The sequence below is a fragment of the Pontibacter roseus DSM 17521 genome (assembly GCF_000373265.1).
GTDB classification, from domain to species: Bacteria; Bacteroidota; Bacteroidia; order Cytophagales; family Hymenobacteraceae; genus Pontibacter; species Pontibacter roseus.
Genome location: NZ_KB890762.1, coordinates 676,420 through 698,454 on the forward strand (window position 1 = coordinate 676,420; position 22,035 = coordinate 698,454).

19 protein-coding genes and 2 tRNA genes are annotated in these 22,035 nt (G+C 52.6%); 16 read left to right on the top strand and 5 right to left on the bottom strand.

What is annotated here, in order from left to right; genetic code table 11:
* The first annotated feature begins 128 nt into the window (after window positions 1-128).
* The 7 genes from sdaAB to B051_RS0109520 all read left to right on the top strand — a co-directional run bounded on the left by sdaAB (window position 129) and on the right by B051_RS0109520 (window position 7,735).
* The gene (gene sdaAB, locus B051_RS0109490; protein WP_018477965.1) at window positions 129-806 is read left to right on the top strand and encodes an L-serine ammonia-lyase, iron-sulfur-dependent subunit beta; all 678 of its coding nucleotides are present in this window, start codon (window positions 129-131) and stop codon (window positions 804-806) included.
* Between the two features lie 10 nt (window positions 807-816).
* A complete protein-coding gene (locus B051_RS0109495; RefSeq protein WP_018477966.1) occupies window positions 817-2,295 on the top strand; it encodes a TolC family protein in 1,479 nt (492 codons plus the stop codon).
* Between the two features lie 11 nt (window positions 2,296-2,306).
* Window positions 2,307-3,698 carry an efflux RND transporter periplasmic adaptor subunit gene (locus B051_RS0109500; RefSeq protein ID WP_018477967.1) on the top strand — a complete coding sequence of 464 codons (1,392 nt, stop codon included), beginning with the start codon at window positions 2,307-2,309 and terminating at the stop codon, window positions 3,696-3,698.
* 12 nt (window positions 3,699-3,710) lie between these two features.
* Window positions 3,711-4,700, top strand: coding sequence for an NAD(P)H-dependent glycerol-3-phosphate dehydrogenase (locus B051_RS0109505; protein WP_026236303.1), 990 nt, complete (start codon window positions 3,711-3,713; stop codon window positions 4,698-4,700).
* Between the two features lie 100 nt (window positions 4,701-4,800).
* On the top strand, window positions 4,801-5,790 hold the full coding sequence (locus tag B051_RS0109510) for an acyltransferase family protein (protein WP_018477969.1): 990 nt from the start codon (window positions 4,801-4,803) through the stop codon (window positions 5,788-5,790).
* A gap of 41 nt (window positions 5,791-5,831) precedes the next feature.
* The gene (locus B051_RS0109515) at window positions 5,832-6,233 is read left to right on the top strand and encodes a (deoxy)nucleoside triphosphate pyrophosphohydrolase (protein ID WP_018477970.1); all 402 of its coding nucleotides are present in this window, start codon (window positions 5,832-5,834) and stop codon (window positions 6,231-6,233) included.
* A gap of 83 nt (window positions 6,234-6,316) precedes the next feature.
* Window positions 6,317-7,735 carry a methyltransferase RsmF C-terminal domain-like protein gene (locus tag B051_RS0109520; RefSeq protein ID WP_018477971.1) on the top strand — a complete coding sequence of 473 codons (1,419 nt, stop codon included), beginning with the start codon at window positions 6,317-6,319 and terminating at the stop codon, window positions 7,733-7,735.
* A gap of 44 nt (window positions 7,736-7,779) precedes the next feature.
* Here B051_RS0109520 and B051_RS0109525 read toward each other — a convergent pair whose 3' ends face one another.
* The 4 genes from B051_RS0109525 to pdxH all read right to left on the bottom strand — a co-directional run bounded on the left by B051_RS0109525 (window position 7,780) and on the right by pdxH (window position 11,585).
* Window positions 7,780-8,967: a class I SAM-dependent rRNA methyltransferase gene (locus B051_RS0109525; protein ID WP_018477972.1), complete on the bottom strand. Its 1,188-nt coding sequence runs from the start codon at window positions 8,965-8,967 to the stop codon at window positions 7,780-7,782.
* A gap of 98 nt (window positions 8,968-9,065) precedes the next feature.
* Window positions 9,066-9,638, bottom strand: a complete 573-nt coding sequence (locus tag B051_RS0109530; protein WP_018477973.1) for a Maf-like protein — start codon at window positions 9,636-9,638, stop codon at window positions 9,066-9,068.
* Window positions 9,604-10,902, bottom strand: coding sequence for a DUF1015 domain-containing protein (locus B051_RS0109535; protein WP_018477974.1), 1,299 nt, complete (start codon window positions 10,900-10,902; stop codon window positions 9,604-9,606). Before B051_RS0109535 ends, B051_RS0109530 begins: the two co-directional genes overlap by 35 nt.
* Before the next feature lie 32 nt (window positions 10,903-10,934).
* Window positions 10,935-11,585 (bottom strand): pyridoxamine 5'-phosphate oxidase, encoded by a 651-nt coding sequence (gene pdxH, locus B051_RS0109540; protein WP_018477975.1) that lies wholly within the window; start codon window positions 11,583-11,585, stop codon window positions 10,935-10,937.
* Window positions 11,586-11,861: 276 nt separating this feature from the next.
* On the opposite strand from pdxH, the gene B051_RS0109545 reads away from it, so the two are divergent.
* From B051_RS0109545 to B051_RS0109570, 6 genes are all read left to right on the top strand, one after another.
* Window positions 11,862-12,431 carry a YqgE/AlgH family protein gene (locus B051_RS0109545; protein ID WP_018477976.1) on the top strand — a complete coding sequence of 190 codons (570 nt, stop codon included), beginning with the start codon at window positions 11,862-11,864 and terminating at the stop codon, window positions 12,429-12,431.
* 31 nt (window positions 12,432-12,462) lie between these two features.
* The gene (locus B051_RS0109550) at window positions 12,463-14,613 is read left to right on the top strand and encodes a DUF349 domain-containing protein (protein ID WP_018477977.1); all 2,151 of its coding nucleotides are present in this window, start codon (window positions 12,463-12,465) and stop codon (window positions 14,611-14,613) included.
* 129 nt (window positions 14,614-14,742) lie between these two features.
* Window positions 14,743-14,815, top strand: a tRNA-Thr gene (locus B051_RS0109555).
* A 31-nt stretch (window positions 14,816-14,846) separates the two neighbouring features.
* Window positions 14,847-14,919, top strand: a tRNA-Thr gene (locus tag B051_RS0109560).
* Between the two features lie 179 nt (window positions 14,920-15,098).
* On the top strand, window positions 15,099-16,265 hold the full coding sequence (locus B051_RS0109565) for a hypothetical protein (RefSeq protein ID WP_018477978.1): 1,167 nt from the start codon (window positions 15,099-15,101) through the stop codon (window positions 16,263-16,265).
* A gap of 24 nt (window positions 16,266-16,289) precedes the next feature.
* Window positions 16,290-17,309, top strand: a complete 1,020-nt coding sequence (locus tag B051_RS0109570; protein WP_018477979.1) for a metal-dependent hydrolase — start codon at window positions 16,290-16,292, stop codon at window positions 17,307-17,309.
* A gap of 56 nt (window positions 17,310-17,365) precedes the next feature.
* Here the strand turns inward: B051_RS0109570 and B051_RS0109575 are convergent, their stop codons facing one another.
* Entirely contained in the window at window positions 17,366-18,094 is a 729-nt protein-coding gene (locus B051_RS0109575) for a hypothetical protein (protein ID WP_018477980.1), read from the bottom strand.
* A 140-nt stretch (window positions 18,095-18,234) separates the two neighbouring features.
* Between B051_RS0109575 and B051_RS0109580 the strand changes: the two genes are divergently transcribed.
* From B051_RS0109580 to gyrA, 3 genes are all read left to right on the top strand, one after another.
* Window positions 18,235-19,017, top strand: coding sequence for an SDR family oxidoreductase (locus B051_RS0109580; protein ID WP_033316769.1), 783 nt, complete (start codon window positions 18,235-18,237; stop codon window positions 19,015-19,017).
* 238 nt (window positions 19,018-19,255) lie between these two features.
* Entirely contained in the window at window positions 19,256-19,399 is a 144-nt protein-coding gene (locus B051_RS22420) for a hypothetical protein (RefSeq protein ID WP_018477982.1), read from the top strand.
* A 58-nt stretch (window positions 19,400-19,457) separates the two neighbouring features.
* Window positions 19,458-21,998, top strand: coding sequence for a DNA gyrase subunit A (gyrA, locus tag B051_RS0109590; protein ID WP_018477983.1), 2,541 nt, complete (start codon window positions 19,458-19,460; stop codon window positions 21,996-21,998).
* Window positions 21,999-22,035: the final 37 nt, after the last annotated feature.

A 22,035-nucleotide genomic window follows, 5' to 3' on the forward strand; every position in this document is an offset into this window, starting at 1 on the left:
TAAAGATAACATTTATAGAGTAAATAGGGCGGTTGGTAGAATTAGGCACAATATACCCGCCAAAAAATGTTATACTTCAGCTAAATTGCTAAATTTGGGTTTTACGATATTTGCCCGCATAGATTCCAATGGCCGAAAAGAGCAGTGTTTTTGATATGATAGGACCGATTATGATTGGCCCTTCCAGTTCGCATACAGCTGGCGTCGTGCGCATAGCGCGTGCCGCCATCCGGGTACTTGGCGCCGCTCCCGAAGAGGCCATCATCACCTTTTACAATTCCTTTGCCCAGACCTACGAAGGGCACGGCTCAGACAGGGCCATCGTGGCCGGTCTGCTGGACTTCAAAACAGACGATAAGCGCATCAAGGAGGCCTTTGACCATGCCAAAGAGCGTGGCCTTAAGTACACCTTCCGCTCGGTGGGCAATGCCTCCACCATGCACCCCAACACCATCAAGCTCAACCTGAAGGCAGGCGAGCGGAATGTTGAGGTAATCGGACAAAGCCGGGGCGGTGGCGTCATCAAGATTGTGGAGGTCGATGGCTTCTCAGCCAACTTCTCAGCCAACCTGCACACCCTCATCATCGATGCAGCTGACGTGAAGGGAAGCATTGCTTTCATTGCTTCGGTCATTGCACACGACGATTGCAACATCGCCACCATGAACGTGTCCAGAAAGGGGAAAAACGAGTTGGCCCGCCAGTTCATCGAGATGGACTCCGGCATAAAACCCATCACACTGGAATACCTGAAGCAACTGAGCTGGGTGAAACATGTCATCTACATACCCAACATCGACCTATAATCTTCCCACTATGAAAAAATTATCTAAGAAGGCACTGCTGCTCGCCTTGGGTCTGAGCCTGGCAGGTGCGCCTATCGCCATGGCCCAGCAGCAGGGAGCGGGTGGTGATGGCATCTGGTCTCTGGAAGAGGCCATTAATCACGCCAAAACCAACAACCTGAACATACGGCAGAGCAGCCTGAACCGCGATCTGGACAGGGCAGACCTGAATCAGGCAAAGTTCAGCCGGCTGCCAACCATCAACGCGAACGGGAATTACAGCTTCAACACTGGTTCTTTCCAGGACCCGGTTACGTTCAGTCTTCTCACGCAGAACGCGCGCACCGCCAACGCCTCCATCAATGCAAACCTGCCATTGTTCGCTGGCTTTCAGACCGTGAATCAAATCAAGCAGAGCACGCTTAATGCGGAGGCAAGTGAGCAGGAGTTTCTGTCAGCGCAGAATGACATTACCATTCAGATAGTCACAGCATACCTCAACATCCTGTTCGCCAATGAGCAGATGAGTATCTCGGAGCTGCAGCGCGGCCTGACCCAACAGCAACTGAACCGGACGCGCACCCTCTTCAAAGCAGGAAGCGTGGCTGAAAACGCGGTATTAGACATTGAGTCGCAATTAGCCACAGATGAGTTGAATTTCATCACAGCCCAGAACCAACGAGACATTGCGCGCCTCTCGCTCATGCAGCTGCTCAATATCCCCACGAATCAGGAATTCCAGATAGAGATACCACAGATTCCGGAGCCGGATGAAAATCCTGTCATCGTGGACGGCGGCCAGGTATACGATGTGGCGCTGCAGACACTGCCTGCCATACGTGCCGTTGACTTACGCCTGCGCAGTTCCGAAAAGGGCATTGATGTGGCACGAGGCGCTTACTATCCACGTCTAAGCTTGTTTGCCGGCGCAGGTAGTCGTTATGCCAGCACCAGCAGAAGGCTTTTGGGTTTAGAACAGGTCAACCAGGGTCTGCAGCCTCAAGTGGTTTACTACGACGAAGCTGGTACTCGCTCTGAGACACTCTACTTTCCTCAGTTCGGCGTGCAGCGCATCGAATCGGATTACCCGCTCTTCCGACAATTCGACGATAACCTCTCGACCCAAGTAGGCTTGGCGCTGCAAATCCCAATCCTGAACAGCTTCCAGACAAGGCTGAACGTGCAAAGAGCCAAGATTTCGCAGCAGAACGCACAGTTGAACGCTGACATTGCTCGCAACAACCTGCGCCAAACGATTGAGCAAGCCTACGTAGATGCGATTGCCGCACAACGCCGTTACGCCGCCGCCAGAGAGCAGGTGAACGCCTCCGAGAAGAATTACAGAAACGCTGAGCTGCGACTCAACAGCGGCATCATCAATACAGTTGATTTCAACGTGATAGCGAACTCTTACCGCACGGCGCAGTCAAGCTTGGTGCAGGCTAAATATGAGTATACCTTCAAGCTTAAAGTATTAGACTTTTACCAAGGCAAAGACCTTTCTTTATAATCAAACACACTATGGCGACTAAAAAATCGAATAAGCTTATTTACACTCTGGTAGGCGTACTGGTATTACTGCTTGTAGGCGCACTCGTTGCAAAAAAAGCAGGCTGGATAGGCAAAGAAGAAGGGGTGGAGGTAGTGCTATCCGAAGCGAAGAAAATACAGATTACTGAAAAAGTAAGTGCTTCGGGCAAGGTGCAGCCTGAAACTGAAGTGAAAATTAGCCCGGACGTTTCAGGTGAAATCATTGAGCTGCACGTGCAGGAAGGCGATTCCGTAGTAAAGGGTCAGCTATTGCTGCGCATCCGCCCGGACAACTACCAGTCGTTGGTGGAGATGCAGCAAGCCGCTGTGAATCAGTCGCGTGCCAACCTGGCGCAGTCAAAGGCACGTCTGGCCCAGTCACAGGCTAACTTTGAGCAAGTGGCACAGAACTACAATCGCAACAAAACACTCTATGACCAGAAGGTGATATCACAAGCCGAGTTCCAGCAGATAAAGGCAAGCTACGAAGCCGGTAAGCAGGAAATCCAATCGCTGGTTCAGAGTGTACGGGCCGCTGAATTCAACGTGCAGAGCGCCCAGGCCTCCCTCAATGATTCACGTGAGAACCTGAACAAAACCACCATTTATGCCCCAGTAAGTGGCACAGTATCCAAACTGAACGTAGAGCGCGGCGAGCGCGTGGTGGGTACCTCACAAATGGCCGGTACCGAAATCATGCGTATAGCCAACCTCAACAACATGGAGGTCCGCGTGAATGTGAATGAGAACGACATTGTGCGCGTCGACTTGGGTGACTCCGTAGTGGTGGAGGTGGACTCCTATACCAACCGCGACGAGAAATTCAAAGGGGTGGTGACAGCCATCGCCAATACCGCCAAAGACGCTACCACCTTGGAGGCCGTGACAGAGTTCGAGGTGCGCATCCGCCTGCTCAACGATTCCTACGCTCATTTGTCAAAGAACAGCGCCCGACCGTTCCGGCCAGGTATGACAGCCTCGGTGGATATCATCACAGAGCAAAAGAATAACGTTTTATCAGTACCTTTGTCCGCAGTGACGACTCGCTCCAACACGCCTGCTGAAGGCGAAAAGGCCGAGGGTGACGATGCCGACGCAGAGAAGCAGGAGGCCGCCACGCCGCAGCCAGCTCCTGCCGGACCAATAGAAGAAGTTGTGTTCGTGTATGACAGCGCAAACACCGTGAAGGCCGTTAAAGTGAAAACCGGCATCAGCGACTTTGACAACATCGAGATTTTGAGCGGCTTGCAGGAAGGCCAGAAATTGGTGTCTGGTCCATTCAGAGCAGTATCTAAGACACTGAAAGACGGCGCCAAAGTAGCGGTGAAGGATGAGAAGTCACTAAACAAGTCAGCACTTGCTGATGCGAATGGTGAAAAATAAAAACTATCCGGCTTGGAAAAAATAGCAGTTATAGGAGGGGGGAGTTGGGCTTCGGCCCTGGTGAAAATCCTTTCTGAGAATAAATCACAGGTACACTGGTGGATGCGCAACGAAAACGACGTGCAGCACCTCATCAATTACAGACATAATCCCCGCTACCTGAGCGGCGTGACTTATGACCTGCAATACGTCAAACCCTCCACGGACCTGCAGGCGGTGGTGGCTACGGTAGACTGGGTGGTATTGGCCGTTCCGGCGGCCTTTGTGCAGGAGGCCTTGAAAACATTGCCGACTGATGCGCTGAGAAACAAAGTGCTGGTATCTGCGATTAAAGGAATGATTCCGAAGGAGAACATCCTCATTACGGATTATCTGGAGAAGCATTACCAGGTGCCCAAAAGCCATTTATTGGTGGTTGCCGGCCCCTGCCACGCCGAGGAAGTGGCCATGGAGAAGCAGTCGTACCTCACTATCGGGTCTCACGATTTGGCTACGTCAGAGCGCTTCTGTGAACTGCTGCGCAACCGGTACGTAAAGGCCAACCCGCTTGATGACCTGGATGGGGTGGAGTATTGTGCCGTTATCAAAAACATCATAGCGCTTGCCTGCGGTATAGCTCGCGGACTCAACTACGGCGACAACTTCCAGGCGGTGCTGGTGTCGAATGCCATGCTGGAGATTGAGCGCTTCCTGCACGCCATCATGCCCATGCACCGCGCCCTCAGCGGCTCCGCCTACCTTGGTGACCTGCTGGTGACGGCCTATTCGCAATTCAGCCGTAACCGCACATTCGGCAACATGATTGGCCACGGCTATACCGTAAAATCGGCCCAGATAGAGATGAACATGGTGGCTGAGGGCTATTACGCCGTGCAGAGCATTTACGAACTGAACAAGAGGCTGAAAGTAGACATGCCCATCACGACGGCGGTGTATCTGATACTGTATGAGCGCATCGCACCTGCCGTGGAGTTCGAGATTTTGAAAGAGAAGCTGAAATAAATTAAACGCATAATAAAACAGAAGGCATGCCGGCAGGTATGCCTTCTGTTTTTATCGGGCAGCAGGCAGTGGTATCGCCTGTTGTTCTTGCACAAAGCTCATGAAGCAGCATTTCCAGCAAATAGACATTCTGAAAGGGCTGGCCATCATGGCCGTCATTCTGCTGCACACCTTCTCCAGGGAGGAGTTGCAGCAGAGCTATGCTGTGTTCCATATTTGGCAGGCCGTTCCTGTGTTCCTGGTCATCATGGGCTTGAACCTGGGACTTTCTTACAGCAGCAAGACACTTCGGTTCCGTCACATTTATACCTGGCATTACTTTCAAAAGAAGGGGCTTCGCATCCTGCTCCCGTTGCTCCTCATGTATGGCATCGCGTTGGTGGCCGGTTTTATCTGGCAGCGGCTGTATGGCGAGGACGTCTATACATTGGGGTGGGAGAGCTTCGTCGGTGTGCTGCCAGTGTCAGGCAAAGGCAACTACTTTATTACGCTGGCGCTGCAGTCGGTGCTGTTCCTGCCTTTCATTGGGTATGGCTTCTTTCGGTGGCGCTTGGTCACTACGCTGCTACTGGTGCTGGGTGAGGTTGTGTTTCTGCTGGCGGCTTTCCGGATTGACTATTTTGATACGGAACGCTATCTCTACGATGCCGCCTTTTTCCGCTACCTGTCTGCCATCGCCCTGGGGCTTTGGCTGTCGGTGTTAATCACCTCGGAACGGAAAAGCGGCAGGTGGTTGCTGCTTGTGCTGGCGATGGCCAGTGGGGTATACCTGTACTATTACCAATACCAGGGCCTGCTTTTGCCGCACATCCGGCCGGAGTGGCAGGCGCAGCAGGTGTTGACTTTCCCGTATGCCGCTTTCCTGGTGTATCTGTTCATGCTGGCTTTCCCGCAACAGTCTGGTAACAGGCTGCTGGCCACCATAGCGTCCATCGGCAAAGCCTCTTACCACATCTTCCTGGTGCAGGTGCTATACTTCGGGCTGCTCCCGGACAGTTCTAACCCACTGCTCAACCTGGGTACTTGCCTATTGCTCGGCAACCTGTTTTATTATTTAGAGAGTGCCTTGGCGAAAAGATTTTCTGCATGATGTCCGGAGGCTTCTTTGGCGGAAATCTATAAATTGGCGCCATGATTATTAAAGTTACCTGTGCTATTATTGAGCAGTATGGGCGGGTGCTGGTCACCCAGCGCAGCGAATCGATGTCACAAGCACTGCTCTGGGAGTTTCCTGGAGGCAAGCTGGAGGCCGGTGAGACAGAGAAATCGTGCCTCATCAGGGAGATACAGGAAGAGCTGAACTTAAATATCACTCCATCCCGTCGGCTGACGCCGGTCGTGCAGCAATACCCAGATAAAATCATTGAACTCATCCCATACATGTGCGAGTACAACGGCGGGACAATCCAACTGTTGGAGCACCGCACCTACCATTGGGCTACGCAGCAGGAACTACCCAACTACGACTGGTGCCCGGCGGATGTGCCCATCGTGGAAGAATACCTTAGGTTATTGCAAGCTGAACAGGGCTAGGTATAGTATTTCCGCTTGCCCTTGTCTATACCTGACACCAGGGTACATCTGTATTTTCCGCTGAAATAGCCGTACCTTTGTGTATGGAACTACCAATCTCCTTTGTTGAGCGCATGCAGCAGCAGTTAGGCCCTGCCTACGCCTCTTTTGCGGCAGCCCTGCAGCAGCCGGCGCCGGTCAGCATCCGAGTGAACAACCTCAAGTTACAGACTCCTCCGGTGCTTCCGAATGTGCCTTGGTCGTCCACAGGCTTTTACCTGCCGGAGCGGCCGCTCTTCACACTAGACCCCCTGCTCCATGCAGGCGCCTATTATGTGCAGGAGGCAAGTTCCATGTTCCTGGAGCAGGCATTGCGGCAGACGGTAGACCTGGAGCAGCCCCTCCGGGTGTTGGACCTCTGCGGCGCTCCCGGAGGCAAATCCACCCACATCGCCAGCCTTATTTCGGAAGACAGCCTGCTGGTGGCGAATGAAGTTATCCGTAGCCGAGCCTCTATTCTGGCAGAGAACGTGACCAAGTGGGGGAGCGGCAATGTGCTTGTCACCAGCAACGACCCACGTGAATTTGGCCGTCTGTCAGAGTTTTTTGATGTCATGGTAGTAGATGCTCCCTGTAGCGGCGAAGGGATGTTCCGCAAAGACCCACAGGCGGTGCAGGAGTGGTCTGAGGAGAACGTGAACCTATGCGCACAACGGCAGCAGCGCATCCTGATGGATGTGTGGGGTGCTCTGAAACCGGGTGGCACGCTCATTTACAGCACCTGCACCTGGAACGAGGCCGAGAATGAATGTAACATGGCCTGGTTGGCAGAACAGGAAGATACCCAGAGCCTGCCGCTCGACATTGACCCGGCTTGGGGTGTGGTCGCCTCCGAATGGAACGGGTTGACCGGGTACCGTTTTTATCCGCATCAGGTACAGGGGGAAGGCTTCTTTCTGGCTGTAATACGCAAAGCCGGGGAAGCGCAAGAAGTGCATGGCTCTGGCAAAAGAAAAAAATACAAACTGACACCAGCCGGCAAGAAAGAGCAGGCACTGGTCCGGGAATGGTTGTCACAGCCTGAGCGCTTCGAGTGGCTGCAACACGGGGAAGTGATATCGGCTATACCTGCCAACCTGTTCGAAGACGCGGACCAGGTATACCAGAGCTTATATGTGGTATACGCCGGCACTGAAGTAGCCGAGGTGAATGGGAAAAAGCTGAAACCGCTCCATGCCTTGGCCTTGTCCCGTCACCTGAACAGGGATAATTTCAAAATAGCGGAACTTGACCTGGAGGCAGCGCTTCGTTTCCTGCGGAAAGTAGACATCAGCCTCGACAGCAACGGCACGGACTGGATTTTGCTAACGTATCTGGGCCTCCCACTCGGATGGGCGAAGCAGGTTGGAAATCGTTTGAACAACTACTACCCGAAGGAATGGCGCATACGGATGGAACTGCCGCAGCACATTACAAATGGCACCCTCTATACCTTGGCGCAGTACCAATTACGCACTATTTGAATAAAAAAGGCAGGTGCTTTACCTGCCTTTTCTGTTTCTATACCTTACTCGACAAACAGTACCAGTCCTTTGAGGTATTCTCCTTCCGGATGGAAAATGGAGATAGGGTGGTCTGCCGGTTGGGAAAGGTGGTGCATGATTTTGATGCTGCGGCCTGCCTCTATAGCGGCGGCCATCACCGTGTTGTTGAACAGGTACTTGTCCACCACCTGTGAGCAGGAGAAAGTGAAAAGTATACCGCCCGGCTTTATCTTCTTCATGGCCTCGGCGTTCAGGCGTTTGTAGCCCATTACCGCGTTGTGTCGTACCTTCTGGCTCTTGGCGAAGGCAGGCGGGTCTAGGATAATGACTTCATATTGTTCTTCCTTGCCTTTCAGGAATTCAAAGGTATCAACTGCATAAGCCTCGTGCCGCTCCGGCGCCTGACTCAACTGGGCATTCTTCTCCGTGATTTCAATCGCCTTCTTCGACACGTCCACGGAGTGCACCAGACTAGCACCTGCGTTCAGGGCGTACACAGAGAAGCCGCCGGTATAGCAGAAGGTGTTCAGCACTGATTTGCCTTTGGCGTAGCGCGCCAGCAGGTCGCGGTTCTCACGCTGGTCAATGAAGAAGCCTGTCTTTTGACCGCTTTCCCAATCCACGAAAAACTGGTTTTCATTCTCCTTCACCACAACGCCCCCAGAGGAATCTCCGAACAAATAGCCGTTCTCCGCCTGCACAGGCGCCTTAGGTGGCAAGGACTCTGCGCTCTTGTCATACACGGCCCTCAGTCGATTGCCATAGATTTCCCGCAGCGCCCTGGCCACGTATTCGCGCACGCCGTACATGCCTACTGAGTGCGTCTGCACCACGGCCGTGTCTTTGTACACGTCCACAATCAGGCCCGGCACGCCATCGCCTTCTGCATAAATCAGCCGGTAAACGTCAGTATGTGGGTTTTCTGCAAGGCCCAATCGACTACGATAGTCATAGGCCTGCTGCACCTTGCTTCGCCAGAAGGCGTAGTCAGGTTCGACCTGTTCAAAGGAGAAAATACGCACGGCGATAGAGCCCGGCGCCCAATGGCCCATACCCAGAAACTCGCGCTTGCTGGAGTAAACCTCCACGGTGTCGCCCTCCTCAGGCTCAGGTCCCTCTAATTTTTTGATGGCCCCGGAGAAAACCCAGGGGTGAAAACGTTTGAGCGAGTGCTCCTTGCCTGTCGCCAGGTATAGCTTCGTGAATGACATCAAAGATGGATTGAAATGTGGTTGCAAAGGTATAGCTTATACCTGCAAAAGAACAAGAATAGCCGGAATCAGTTCCAACAGGTATGGCGAGAGCAATATTAGGAGCAGAGTGCCAGCAGGTGCGTATAGAGTTTCTGGACCGGAAGGCCCACCACGTTGAAATAAGAACCTTCTATCTTCTCGATGCCTATCATCCCAATCCATTCCTGTATGCCGTAGGCACCGGCCTTGTCGAAGGGCTTGTAATGCAGGATGTAGTAGTTGATTTCTTCGTCCGTCAGCTCCTTGAAGTATACCTTTGTCACGTCATGGAAAACGGTTTTGCCTTCCTGTGTAAGCAGGCAGACGCCAGTGATGACCTCGTGCGACGTGCCGGACAAGGAACGTAGCATTTCAAAGGCCTCCGCAGCATCGGCTGGTTTGTTCAGGATGCGCTCTCTCAGGCACACGATGGTGTCGGCCGTAATCAGCACCTCGTCCTGCAGGTCAGCGGCGTAGGCCTCGGCCTTGTGTGAGGCCAGATATTCCGCTACTTCTTCGCGCCGCATGTGCTCCGGGAAATCTTCGTTCACCTCCTTCACACGCACGTCAAAGCTGAGCCCTAGGCTGGCCAGCAGTTCCTTGCGGCGCGGGGAGTTAGAGGCAAGCAGTATGGGCCGAGATAAATTCATCTTCTTTGATTGAACTGAACAAAAACCCGCAGATGACCTTCGGATAGAAAAACGTGGATTTCTGCGGCATGATGGCACCACTGAAACACACCCGCTTCACTTGCTCCATCGACACGTCGTTGGTGATAAGTGCCAGCCGCGACTTGCCTGAGTCCACTTGGCTCACGCAGGCTGTGAAGTTGCGCACGTAGCTCAGTCCGCTGTAGTTGCGCTGCTCCTCGCGGTTGATGCCCAGCACCTTCTCAAAAATGAAGTAGTGCATCACGGTCAGGTCCAGGTCCTTCACCTCCTGCGGTACCGGCCAGTCAATGAGGGGATGGACCTCGGGTTTGAGGCGCAGCTTATAAGCATTGCCCGCCAGGTATAGCCCGAACGCCCAATTCTTGCCTACTATCACCTCATTCAGTTCATACACGTCCTCCTTCGGGGTTACCACAAAATAGGAACGCAGCTTCTCCAGAAACTCCTCATCGGTATAGTCCATCTGCTCCAGCACGCGGTGCGTCGGGAGGATGCGCAAATCATCGGCCTCGGTATTGGTCAAGTACATCAAATGGTAGTTATAGGGCTCAAAACCGGTATGCTCCGGATTCTGTGCTATCCGCTTTTTGCGGTACTCCAAAGAACCTTCGTAGCGGTGGTGGCCATCGGCGAGCAGCACCTGCCTTTCCTCTAACACCTCCACAAACCGCCTGATGATGTCATGGTCATGAATGACCGCCAGCACATCGCGCACGCCTTGGTAGTCTTCCGTCACATAGAGCGGCGTCTTGATGCTCTCGTCCATGTACGACTCCAACACGAACTCGGGGTCTGTGTAGAGGCCGTGGGTAGGGCTAGTGTTCAGCTGTGTCTTATCCAGCAGGTCAATCCGGTCATTCACGGCGCTGGGTATGGTGTTTTCGTGGCGCAGCAAAACGCGTTCATCCCAGTCATAGGCTTTGATATGGCAGATAAAGCCCTTGCGGCAATGCTCTTTGTCTGTTCCCGTCAGTCGGAAATACTGGTAGTAGACATAGATGCCCGGCAACGGGTCCTGCGCCAGTATACCTTTGTCCTTCCATTCCTGCAGAAGGCGGGCCGCTTCCTCAGCCGGACTATCGCCACGCGGCACCGACAGGTGTATGCTGTTGAACTGGTTCTGGTACAGTGCTTCCCGCTGCTTCGCCGACACCACATCAAAAAGAGGAGAAGTCAGCTCCTCTATCGACTGGTCCAGCGCCTCGCTGTAGCGCCAAGCTTTTATGGGTAATATTTCTGCCATCGGATGGTCTTAGGTGCGATTATAAGTTGATATCAGGGAGCCAGGCGTTTCCGGCTCCACGTGCCGCCGTGCTGCTCAAACAGAATGCGATCGTGCAGGCGGTTGGGGCGTCCCTGCCAAAACTCGAGGCGCTCCGGCAACAGGATATACCCACCCCAGTGCGCGGGCCGGGGAACCACTTCCTTCTCGGCAAACTCTTGGGTATAGCGCTTGTCGGCCTTCTCCAGTTCCTCGCGGCTTTGTATAATCTGGCTCTGCGGAGAGGCCCATGCCCCAATCTGGCTGCCCCTGGGGCGACTGTGGAAATAAGTATCCGACACCTGCTCTGGCACTTTCTGCACGCTTCCTTCCACGCGCACCTGCCGTTCCAGCTCCGCCCAAAAAAAGGTGAGTGAGGCAAACGGGTGCTCCGCCAGGTGCTGGCCTTTGCGGCTGTCGTAGTTCGTGAAAAAGACAAAGCCCTGCCCTGAAACTTCCTTCAGGAGCACCACACGAGCCGAAGGACGGCAGTCGGCGGAGACAGTAGAGAGCACCAGCGCCGTAGGCTCCAGCACCTCCGAGGCGATGGCTTCGTTCAGCCATACCTTGAACTGGTTCAACGGGTCTTCCAGAACTGATTCTTCCGTGAGAGCCTGCCGGGAGTAGTTTATCCGGATAGAGGCGATGTCATGTAGGAGCGACATAGGCGATACCAAAGGTTTCCCAAAATTATAAAATATTCCGCTGCACGTAAATATTAATTGACATTGTGAAAATTTCCATTATTTTTATAATCCTGCGTAATAGGTTCTGTCCATAGAGAGGTATGGAAAGGGAAGTACAGATAAAGGTAATCATTGCCAGAATCGTGCATTCGATACCCTATCGTCTTCTTTGCGTAAGAGAGGATAACGATGCAAAGTGTTGCAGAAGATTTATCTGAACGCTTTTCCTGACAAGACTCAAAAGCCTTACGATACATGGATGAAGACAGCTTAAACAAGCCGCAGAACGGCAGCATACTCATATCGGAGCCATACCTGGGAGACCCGAACTTTGAGCGGACAGTGGTTCTGATTTGCAGCCACAACGAGGACGAGGGAACCTTCGGGCTGGTGCTCAACCGCATGTCTAACTTAAAGCTATCAGATGTGATTGACATCTACAACGATTCCTTTGAAGCAGAACTAGGTATAGGCGGTCCGGTTCAGTACAACACCCTGCACTATGTGCACCGGATTTCCCAACTCACGCAGGCGGTCAAACTAGGTGAGGAAGTGTACTGGGGCGGTGATTTCGAGATGCTGCGCACCATGATAGCCTCGGGTGTCGTTTCGACGTCAGATATCCGGTTTTTCCTGGGCTATTCCGGCTGGACGCCGGGGCAACTTCAGGAGGAAATAGATAAAAATGTTTGGATTGTGAACAACAATGCTACTGATAAATTATTTAATTTGGAGGCAGATACCTTGTGGCGAGGCATTTTGCGCCAAATGGGGGGCAAATACAAGGTGCTGTCCAATTACCCGGTAGACCCCCGGCTAAACTAACGCTTCTAACGTTGTACCAAAACCTGAAGTCATGACAACTGAGAATCAGCACACCATCCCTAATGGGGCTGAGGCCAACAAGCCCCAGCAGCAAGGCGACGCCCAAGCAAACCAGCAGCAGGCGGAGTCCCCGATGAACATCCTGGAGAAACGCCTTGCAGAGATAAACGCCAAAAATCAAAGCGGGCAGGAACCAACGGATGAAGGTGTGCCTAAGGAGGAGCAACCGGAGATGCAGCCAGACCTAACTACCGACGCTGAAGAAGAGCTCATAGAAGAGAAGATACAGGCCTCTGCCGAAGCGAACCTTCCAGAGGAGATTCCTACCGAAGCGCCTTCCATACAAGAAACCTCCGAAGTTATTCCTGTAGCAGATGAGACCGAGTCGGCCCAGACAGATGCCACTGCTGCACCTTCGACCCATACCGGAGAGGAGTTACATGACGAGGAGGAGCACGAAGAAGACGAAGCCGCGGATTACAGCCACATGTCCATTGAGGAGTTGCGCACGCAGCTCCAGCAGATGCTCAAGGGACCTGACGCCCGAAAAAAATACAAGAAGGTGAACGAGCTCCACCGCTTCTACGACCAGTCTTTTCAAGCGGAGAGGGCGGAGGCCTTGGAACGCTTCAAGCAGGAGGGGGGGACGGACGAGGACTTCGAATACCACGCTCCTGTGGAGCACCAGGAACTGGAGCAGCTTTTCACAGCCTACCGCGAGGCCCGTTACCAGGAGCGCCAGCAAACTGAGGAGCAGCGGCACCGAAACCTGGATCGTAAGCGCGAACTCCTGCAAAGGCTTCGTGAACTGGTGGAGTCCGCCGAGACCAAGAGCAGCAGCGAAGAGCTTAAAAAGCTACAGTCAGAGTGGAAGACGATAGGGCCAGTGCCTCCAGGCGAGGCCCAGGAGCTGTGGGATTCTTACCACGCCTTGCTGGACATCTTCTACAACAACCGCAGCATGTTCTTCGAGATGAAGGAGCTTGACAGGCGGCGTAACCTGGATGCCAAGCTGCAGTTGATAGAGCGTGCCGAAGCATTGCAAAACGAGCCGTCCATCAACAAAGCGCTGCAGGAGCTGCGCCACCTTCATGAGGAATGGAAGAACATAGGACCTGTACCGAACGAACAGCGTGACCCTATTTGGGAGCGTTTCATTCAAGCCTCTGAGCGGGTGCACGAGCACCGCCGTACCTACATGGAGGAGCGCAAGACACATGAAACTGCTAACCTGGAAAAGAAGCGCGCCCTGCTTGAGCGACTGCGCGAGTTCCAGAACTTCAACACAGACCGTATTAACGAGTGGCGTGACAAGACGGATGAAATCCAGAGACTGAAGGAGGAGTGGGACAGCGCCGGTCTGGTGCCGAAAGAATATGCAGAGGAGATTAACAAGACCTTCTGGAGCAATTACAAAGGCTTTTTCCAGCACAAGAACCAATTCTTCAAAGGCTTGGATGAGCAAAAACTGCAAAACCTACGCCTGAAGACCTCCCTGTGTGAGGAGGCAGAAGCTCTAAAGGAAAGCACCGACTGGAATGCCACCAAGGAGAAGATGATTCAGCTCCAGAAAAAATGGAAAACTATTGGGCGCGTGCCGGACAAGCACTCAGACAAGATATGGCAGCGCTTCCGTGCGGCCTGCAACGAGTTCTTTGACCGCAAGCAGGTACAGGAACAACAAAAAGGCGCTGAAATGGAGAAGCTGTCAGCTGAGAAGATGGCTTTGTGTGACCGAATCACCGAAGAACTGTCACAGCCGAACACCACCACCACGCTGGAGGATTATAACAGCATTGTGCAGGAGTGGAGTCAGTTGGATGCTGGCAGCAAGCGTTCCAGCACCAAAGTGGAGGAGAAATTCATTGCCTTGATGGAGCGCTACCTGGAGCGCGTACCGAACCTGTCATACGATGAGCGTACCTCTATGCTCGTGCAGTTGCAAGTGGAACGCCTGAAGAGCAGCCCGGATGCATCGCACAAGCTGCACCAGAAGGAACAGACGGTGCGTCGGGAGATTTCCCAGTTGCAGAACGACATCCAGACGCTCCGCACCAACCTGGAGTTCTTTGCACGCTCCAAGAACGCGGATAAGCTTCGGGAGGAGTACGAAGGACGTATCGAGGACGCTCAGAAGCGCATTGATATTCTGCAGCGGCAATTAGCAGCGTTCAGAGGGTAAAAAATTATTCCTGATACTCAAACCCTTATCCAATATAGCAGAAAAACATGCAACAGGTATTTGCAGATTAAAATATAGATTATACCTTTGCAACGCTTTAGAACGATAGGGCACAACAAATAAGAGTACGCCTCCTTAGCTCAGCTGGTAGAGCAACTGACTTGTAATCAGTAGGTCGCTGGTTCGATCCCGGCAGGGGGCTCTTCTTTACCAGATTTGTTGTTTGTTTCAAAGCCTCCTTAGCTCAGCTGGTAGAGCAACTGACTTGTAATCAGTAGGTCGCTGGTTCGATCCCGGCAGGGGGCTCAGAAACGGAAAAAGCCTTCAGAGAAATCTGGAGGCTTTTTCTATTTATACCTTTCCCATATTCTCGTCTCACCAATTTTCGTAAGGTCCTATTGCCTCTTACCAGTATGCTTAAATAGCTATGCTTTCTCAAGTTTTATGAGTTATTTTGGGCTTTCACCCAACGCTACAGAACAGCCATGCAACTGATAGAAGTGACCACGCCTGCACTGGCAGAAGAATTCCTGAAAGTACAGCTGAGGTTATACAAGAAAGACCCCAACTACATCCGTCCGCTCGACAAAGACATAGACCAAGTCTTCGACCCAAAGAAGAACAAACTGCTCCGTGACGGCGAGGTTATACGTTGGATACTGCGCGACAAAAGTGGCGTGGCGGTAGGACGTGTGGCAGCTTTCATCAACAAGAAAACGGCCAACACATATGAGCAGCCTACCGGAGGCATGGGTTTCTTTGACTGCATCAACGACCAGGCAGCCGCCAACCTGCTTTTTGATGCCTGCCGCGCCTGGCTGCAGGAGCGAGGTATGGAGGCCATGGATGGACCTGTCAATTTTGGGGAGCGCGACAAGTGGTGGGGACTTATGGTAGACGGCTTCCTGCCGCCCACCTACTGCATGAACTATAACTACCCCTACTACCAGCAGTTGTTCGAAAATTATGGTTTCCAGCTATACTTCAACCAGTATGTGTACTACCGGACTGTAGAAGATAAGCTTACTCCTGAGTATTACGAGAAGTCCCAGCGCGTGCTCAACGACCCTGATTACCACTTCCAGCACATGGACAAGAACAACCTGGATAAGTATGCAGAGGACTTCCGCACCATCTACAACAAAGGTTGGGTGAAACACGAGGGGGTCAAGGCCATGGGCGAGGCGCAGGCTAAGTCCATCATGAAGGCACTCAAGCCGGTACTTGACGAGCGCATCATCTGGTTCACGTACTACAAAGGCGAGCCGGCCGGTTTCTTCATCGCTATACCTGAGTTGAACCAGCTTTTCAAATACACCAACGGCAAACTAGATTTGTGGGGGAAAGTCAAATTCGCGTTCCACCGCTGGAGGGGCGCCTGCAAGACTATGTATGGGATCGTGTTCGGCATCATACCCGAGTGCCAAGGAAAGGGCGTTGAGGCGGCTATGGTGGTGTCCGCATCCAAAGTGGTTCAAAACAACCCGAATATTCCTTACGTGGACCTGCAGATGAATTGGATTGGCGATTTCAACCCCAAGATGATGAAAGTGGTGGAGCAGGTGGGCAGCCGTGTGCTAAAGACCTATGTGACTTACCGCTTCCTCTTCGACAGAACCAAGGAGTTCAAGCGGGCGCCTATTATCAGGTAGCAGCAGGCGAATTAGAGTCAAACCATGGATTCACTGACACAGATAGTGCTGGGCGCCGCGGTGGGCGAGGCAGTAGCCGGTCGGAAACTGGGCAACAAGGCCCTGCTCTGGGGGGCCATAGCCGGTACTATACCTGATTTGGATGTGCTGGCCAACCCCTTGCTCGACATGGTGGGGCAGCTGAGTTTCCACCGTTCCATCACGCATTCCTTTTTGTTCGCCTTCGTGATGTCTCCGTTATTGGGATGGATGCTCTGGCGACTCTACCGCAATGACCACGCCACCTGGCGGGACTGGACACTGCTGTTTTTCCTAGGCTTCACGACCCACGCCCTGTTGGACAGCTTTACGACGTGGGGCACACAGCTCTTCTGGCCTTTCAGCAATCACGGCGTAGCCTTTTACAACCTGTTTGTAGTGGACCCCCTGTATACCGTCCCTTTTCTGGTGTGTGTGGTGGCAGCCGCTTTTTATGACAGGCGAAGCAGCACCAGACGGACACTCAACTACACGGGGCTAGCTATTAGCACTGCTTATGTGGCTTTCTCATTCGTTGCGAAAGCCTATGCCAACAGGGCTTTTGAGGAGAGTCTGCAACAGCAAGACATTCGCTATACCTCCTACATCAGCAAGCCAACGCCCATGAACACCCTGTTCTGGGCAGTTACTGCAGAGAGTAAGGACGGTTACTATACCGGTTTCTACTCATTGCTTGATAAGGACAATGACATCAATTACGCTTTTGAGCCCCGTGAGGCGCACCTGCTGGAGCCATACCTACCTCACCCCAGGTTAGAGCGCTTGCTGGAGATTACCAAAGGCTACTATGCCGTAGCAGAGGCTGAGAAAGGAATCTACATCCAGGATTTGCGCTTCGGTCGGTTTGATGGCTGGCAAAAGGGAAAAGGACAGTACGTGTTCGTATACCATGTCTGGCGCGGTGATGACGGAGAGCTGCACTTCGATGAAGTCAACAACCGACCAAATGTCGACAAAGCCTATCTGCAGGCATACCTGCGCCGCATCCTAGGCGAGAAGCCATAACAGAAAAGGCACCTGATGAAGGTGCCTTTTCTGTTAAAAAAAATGCTATCGAATTCCTATAGTGTTTCGTAGTGAGCCAGTGCTTTAACCCAACCATCTTCGGTAGTTGCGTCTATCTTCTCTTTCCCCAGGAAAGCCTGCACCTCAGCCTGCTTATCAGAGAGGGCCTTCAACAGGTTCTTCTTGTTAAGCTTCACCTTCTCCATCTTGTTGTTGTTCACTACGTAGTAAGTGAATTCATTCACCAACTCATCATATGGTTTGTCAGCATTGTAGGCACCCTGGTAGTTCGCCTTCTTCATAATCTTCTGCGGCATGGTGGCCAGTTGGGCTTTTTTGCCATCATGCAGCATGATGTAGAAGTTATAGGCGAATTTAGGGTCAGCCCCTTGCGCCTGGTTCAGGTGCCGAAGCGTGTATACCTTCCCGCTTGCCGCGTCCTTCATGGTGAAACTCTGGATGCGGTGGGAAGGAAGCAGCTTTTCAGCGCCTACTGTCTCACGGTACAGCAACTCGTTGGCGTACACGTTATACAGAATCTCCACATCCTGGTATACCGCATTGTCTGCCATCGTGATAGTCGACTTCGTCCAGCTATCCATGAAGTAAGGGGAGCCTTTCACGCCTTCGTACCGGGAGTCGAAGGTCATGATAGTACTGTTGGCATTATTGGCGCCCTGGTTAGCCAGGTTCAGTTCAGCTGTGTTGCCCTGAAGCGCCCTGCTCTGAGCAAAGGACACATGCGCCGCCACAGTCAGTGAGGCAAAGAGTAGTAGTTTCTTCATTTGCAATCGATAGATGAGGTTAAAAATAATTCAAGGTCTGCCGATGTTGTAGAGATAAAAAGACCAAGTTTACATTAGAGTTATTAAATTAGTGAAAAACTATATTGAATCACAACTTTCAGCACGGAAAAGATAAAAAATTGGATAAGGAAACATTTCAGAACCGTTGGCTCCTGACAGGCAAGAAAGCGGTTGTAACCGGTGGATCGAAAGGGATAGGGGCCGCCATTGTGGAAGAGTTCATACATTTGGGCGCAGAGGTGCTGGCCGTGGCCAGGAAGCAAGAGGACCTGCAAACCCTACAGGAGCAGTTTCCGGAGCGGCTGCATACTTTGGCCGCCGATGTCAGCACGCCAGAGGGACGCAACAACCTGGTTGAGAAGGTGGAAGCTACCTGGGGCGCATTGGACATCTTGGTGAATAACGTCGGCACTAACGTACGAAAACCGACCACTGCCTATACTTCCGAGGAATACGATTTTGTGATGGCCACTAACCTGCGCTCCGCATTTGAGTTGAGCCGTCGCCTACAACCTCTGTTACAGCACTCCGACCAAGGTAACATCATACAGGTGACTTCCGTCGCTGGGCTGACGCACGTGCGCACCGGAGCCATCTACGGCATGACCAAAGCCGCACTCGTGCAGCTCACCAAAAACCTGGCAGCGGAATGGGCAGGAGAGGGTATACGCGTCAATGCGGTAGCCCCCTGGTACATCAGTACGCCTCTGGCGCAGACAGTGCTTCAAAATGAGGCGTACTACAACGAAGTGATCAGCAGAACCCCTATGCGCTCAGTAGGCAAACCGGAGGATGTGGCCGCAGCGGTAGCCTTCCTTTGCATGCCGGCGGCCGCCTATATCACAGGGCAGACGCTGGCAGTAGACGGTGGCTTTACCATCAACGGCTTCCATCCCGCTTAAGCTATACCTGAGGGGTTTAAAAGGGGGGAAACTATGGCGTAAAAGCTGGTTTTGTAAAGCAAAATTTCGTACTTTTGTATGATACGGATGTAAGAGCAACACCCATATTTTCGGTGCTCTTTCTAACCCAAACCACATGGCAACTACCCGACTGCTTTTACTTCTCAGCACTGCTCTGCTGTTATTTTCTATCTCTTCCTGTAGGCCCCTTTGCCCTATATCTGCTTGCCAAGTGCGCATGGTGCACAGCCACGGCGGCGAAGAGCAATTCAGAGGCATGCCCCTGCACAAGAAGCAGAACCCTAAAATAGGGGAGAGCCTCCCGAAACAGACGGGGGAGGTGCACAAGCGGAACAACGACAAGAGCAGAAACAAGAACTAGCATAAACGGCTGACAGCCTGATTGTATAACCACACTAACTATTATTTAGACCTTGAACATGAACGAAGGCGAACGAATAATACCGATTAACATTGAAGACGAGATGCGTGGTGCATACATCGACTATTCAATGTCTGTCATCATTTCCAGAGCCTTACCCGATGTAAGAGACGGCCTGAAGCCGGTGCACCGACGTGTGCTGTACGGTATGTCCGAACTGGGGGTATCCTATAACAAAGCCTATAAGAAGTCTGCTAGAATCGTGGGAGAGGTGCTGGGTAAGTACCACCCACACGGTGACTCTTCCGTGTATGAGACCATGGTGCGTATGGCGCAGGAATGGTCTTTGCGCTACCCGTTGGTAGACGGTCAGGGAAACTACGGCTCCATCGACGGTGACTCACCGGCTGCCATGCGTTATACCGAGGCGCGCCTCAAGCGCATAGCCGACGAACTGCTGGCCGACTTAGAGAAGAACACCGTGGACTTTGTGCCCAACTTTGACGACTCATTAAAGGAGCCGTCTGTGATGCCTGCCAAATTCCCGAACCTGCTGGTGAACGGAACTTCTGGCATCGCGGTGGGTATGGCCACCAACATGGCGCCGCATAACCTCACAGAGGTCATCAACGGCACCATCGCCTACATCGATAACAAAGAGATAACCGTAGCCGAACTGATGCACTACATCACGGCTCCTGACTTCCCGACGGGAGGCATCATCTACGGCTACGATGGCGTGAAATCTGCTTTCGAAACGGGCCGAGGCCGCGTGCTGATGCGCGGACGAGCCATCTTCGAGACCACCTCCACCGGCAAAGAGCAAATTATCGTGACGGAGATTCCGTACATGGTCAACAAGTCGTCACTCATCGAGAAGACCGCTGCGCTCATCAACGAAAAGAAAATTGAAGGTATATCGGATTTGCGCGACGAATCCGACCGGGACGGTCTGCGCATTGTATACGACCTAAAGCGCGATGCTATACCTAACGTAGTGCTGAACAACCTCTACAAGTATACGCAGCTGCAGTCTTCGTTTGGCGTGAACAACGTGGCACTGGTGAAAGGCCGCCCGATGACGCTGAACCTGAAAGAGCTCATCCACTACTTTGTAGAGCACCGCCATGAGGTGGTTATCCGCAGAACACAGTATGAACTGGACGAAGCCAGGAAGCGCGCTCACATCCTGGAAGGCCTGCTGATTGCGCTCGACAACCTGGACGAAGTCATCAATCTGATTCGTTCGTCGCGTGACCCGGAGATTGCCCGCAACGGCTTGATGGAGCGTTTCGCCCTGTCAGAGATTCAGGCACGTGCCATCCTGGACATGCGTCTGCAACGCCTCACCGGCCTGGAGCGCGATAAGATTCAGGCGGAGTACCAGGAAATCATGAAGCTGATTGATTACCTGACATCTGTCCTGAACGATGAAGGCCTGCGCATGCAGATTATCAAAGACGAACTCACCGAGATAAGGGAGCGGTACGGCGACGCCAGACGCACCAGCATCGAGGCCTCAACCGGCGACATTTCCTACGAGGACATGATTCCGGAAGAGAACATGGTTATCACTATTTCGCACGAAGGATACATCAAGCGCACTTCCCTGAGCGAGTACCGCAGCCAGAGCCGCGGGGGCATAGGCTCCAGAGGAGTGGCTGCCTCCAAGGAAAGCGACTTTACGGAGCACGTATTCATCGCCAGCACACACCACCACATGCTGTTCTTCACAGAATTTGGCCGCGTGTTCTGGATGAAGGTGTACGAAATTCCAGAAGGAGGGAAGACGACCAAAGGACGCGCCATCCAGAACCTCATCAACATCGAAAAAGAGGACAAAGTACGCGCTGTGATAAATGTGCGTGACCTGAAAAACCAGGATTTCGTTCTAAACCACAATCTCGTGTTTTGTACTGAGCAAGGCACTATCAAAAAGACAGTGTTGGAAGCCTATTCCCGTCCTAGAACGAACGGTATAAACGCCATCACTATCAACGAGGGCGACAGATTGCTGGATGTGCAGCTGACTACAGGCAACAGCGAAATCATCATAGCGCTGGAGTCGGGCAGGGCCATCCGCTTCAACGAAAGCCAGGTGAGACCGATGGGCAGAAACGCCGCCGGTGTACGGGGCGTGACGCTGGCAGGAGCAGAGGATAAGGTAGTTGGTATGGTTTGTGTAGAGAACGAGAACACCGAGTTGCTGGTGGTATCAGAAAACGGTTTCGGAAAACGCTCATTGCTTGACGAATACCGTATAACGAACCGCGGTGGTAAAGGTGTGAAAACACTGAATGTAACAGAGAAAACAGGTAAACTGGTAGCCATAAAAGGAGTAATCGATACAGATGACCTCATGATTATCAACCGCTCGGGCATCACCATCCGGCTTCGCGTAGCCGACATCCGAGTGATTGGACGCGCTACGCAGGGAGTTCGCTTGATTAAGATTACGGAAGGGGACCAGATTTCCTCTGTTGCTAAGATTGAGATGGAGAACGAGGAAGAAGTGGTATTGATGGAGTCTGAACTGCAACCGGAAGACTCGCTGCAACCTGACACCATGACGGACCCTGAGGCGCCCGAAGAAGCCTAACCGTAGAGAAACTGGAATTTTATTTCATTAATTTAAC

Excerpts from the sequence above, each read along its gene's own strand:
- B051_RS0109510 (WP_018477969.1), top strand. The coding sequence starts at position 4,801 with ATGAAGCAGCATTTCCAGCAAATAGACATTCTGAAAGGGCTGGCCATC.
- B051_RS0109570 (WP_018477979.1), top strand. The coding sequence starts at position 16,290 with ATGGATTCACTGACACAGATAGTGCTGGGCGCCGCGGTGGGCGAGGCA.
- B051_RS22420 (WP_018477982.1), top strand. The coding sequence starts at position 19,256 with ATGGTGCACAGCCACGGCGGCGAAGAGCAATTCAGAGGCATGCCCCTG.
- gyrA (WP_018477983.1), top strand. The coding sequence starts at position 19,458 with ATGAACGAAGGCGAACGAATAATACCGATTAACATTGAAGACGAGATG.
- B051_RS0109530 (WP_018477973.1), bottom strand. The coding sequence starts at position 9,638 with ATGAATTTATCTCGGCCCATACTGCTTGCCTCTAACTCCCCGCGCCGC.
- pdxH (WP_018477975.1), bottom strand. The coding sequence starts at position 11,585 with ATGTCGCTCCTACATGACATCGCCTCTATCCGGATAAACTACTCCCGG.
- B051_RS0109545 (WP_018477976.1), top strand. The coding sequence starts at position 11,862 with ATGGATGAAGACAGCTTAAACAAGCCGCAGAACGGCAGCATACTCATA.
- B051_RS0109535 (WP_018477974.1), bottom strand. The coding sequence starts at position 10,902 with ATGGCAGAAATATTACCCATAAAAGCTTGGCGCTACAGCGAGGCGCTG.
- B051_RS0109500 (WP_018477967.1), top strand. The coding sequence starts at position 2,307 with ATGGCGACTAAAAAATCGAATAAGCTTATTTACACTCTGGTAGGCGTA.
- B051_RS0109550 (WP_018477977.1), top strand. The coding sequence starts at position 12,463 with ATGACAACTGAGAATCAGCACACCATCCCTAATGGGGCTGAGGCCAAC.
- B051_RS0109565 (WP_018477978.1), top strand. The coding sequence starts at position 15,099 with ATGCAACTGATAGAAGTGACCACGCCTGCACTGGCAGAAGAATTCCTG.
- B051_RS0109495 (WP_018477966.1), top strand. The coding sequence starts at position 817 with ATGAAAAAATTATCTAAGAAGGCACTGCTGCTCGCCTTGGGTCTGAGC.
- B051_RS0109515 (WP_018477970.1), top strand. The coding sequence starts at position 5,832 with ATGATTATTAAAGTTACCTGTGCTATTATTGAGCAGTATGGGCGGGTG.
- B051_RS0109520 (WP_018477971.1), top strand. The coding sequence starts at position 6,317 with ATGGAACTACCAATCTCCTTTGTTGAGCGCATGCAGCAGCAGTTAGGC.
- B051_RS0109525 (WP_018477972.1), bottom strand. The coding sequence starts at position 8,967 with ATGTCATTCACGAAGCTATACCTGGCGACAGGCAAGGAGCACTCGCTC.
- B051_RS0109575 (WP_018477980.1), bottom strand. The coding sequence starts at position 18,094 with ATGAAGAAACTACTACTCTTTGCCTCACTGACTGTGGCGGCGCATGTG.
- sdaAB (WP_018477965.1), top strand. The coding sequence starts at position 129 with ATGGCCGAAAAGAGCAGTGTTTTTGATATGATAGGACCGATTATGATT.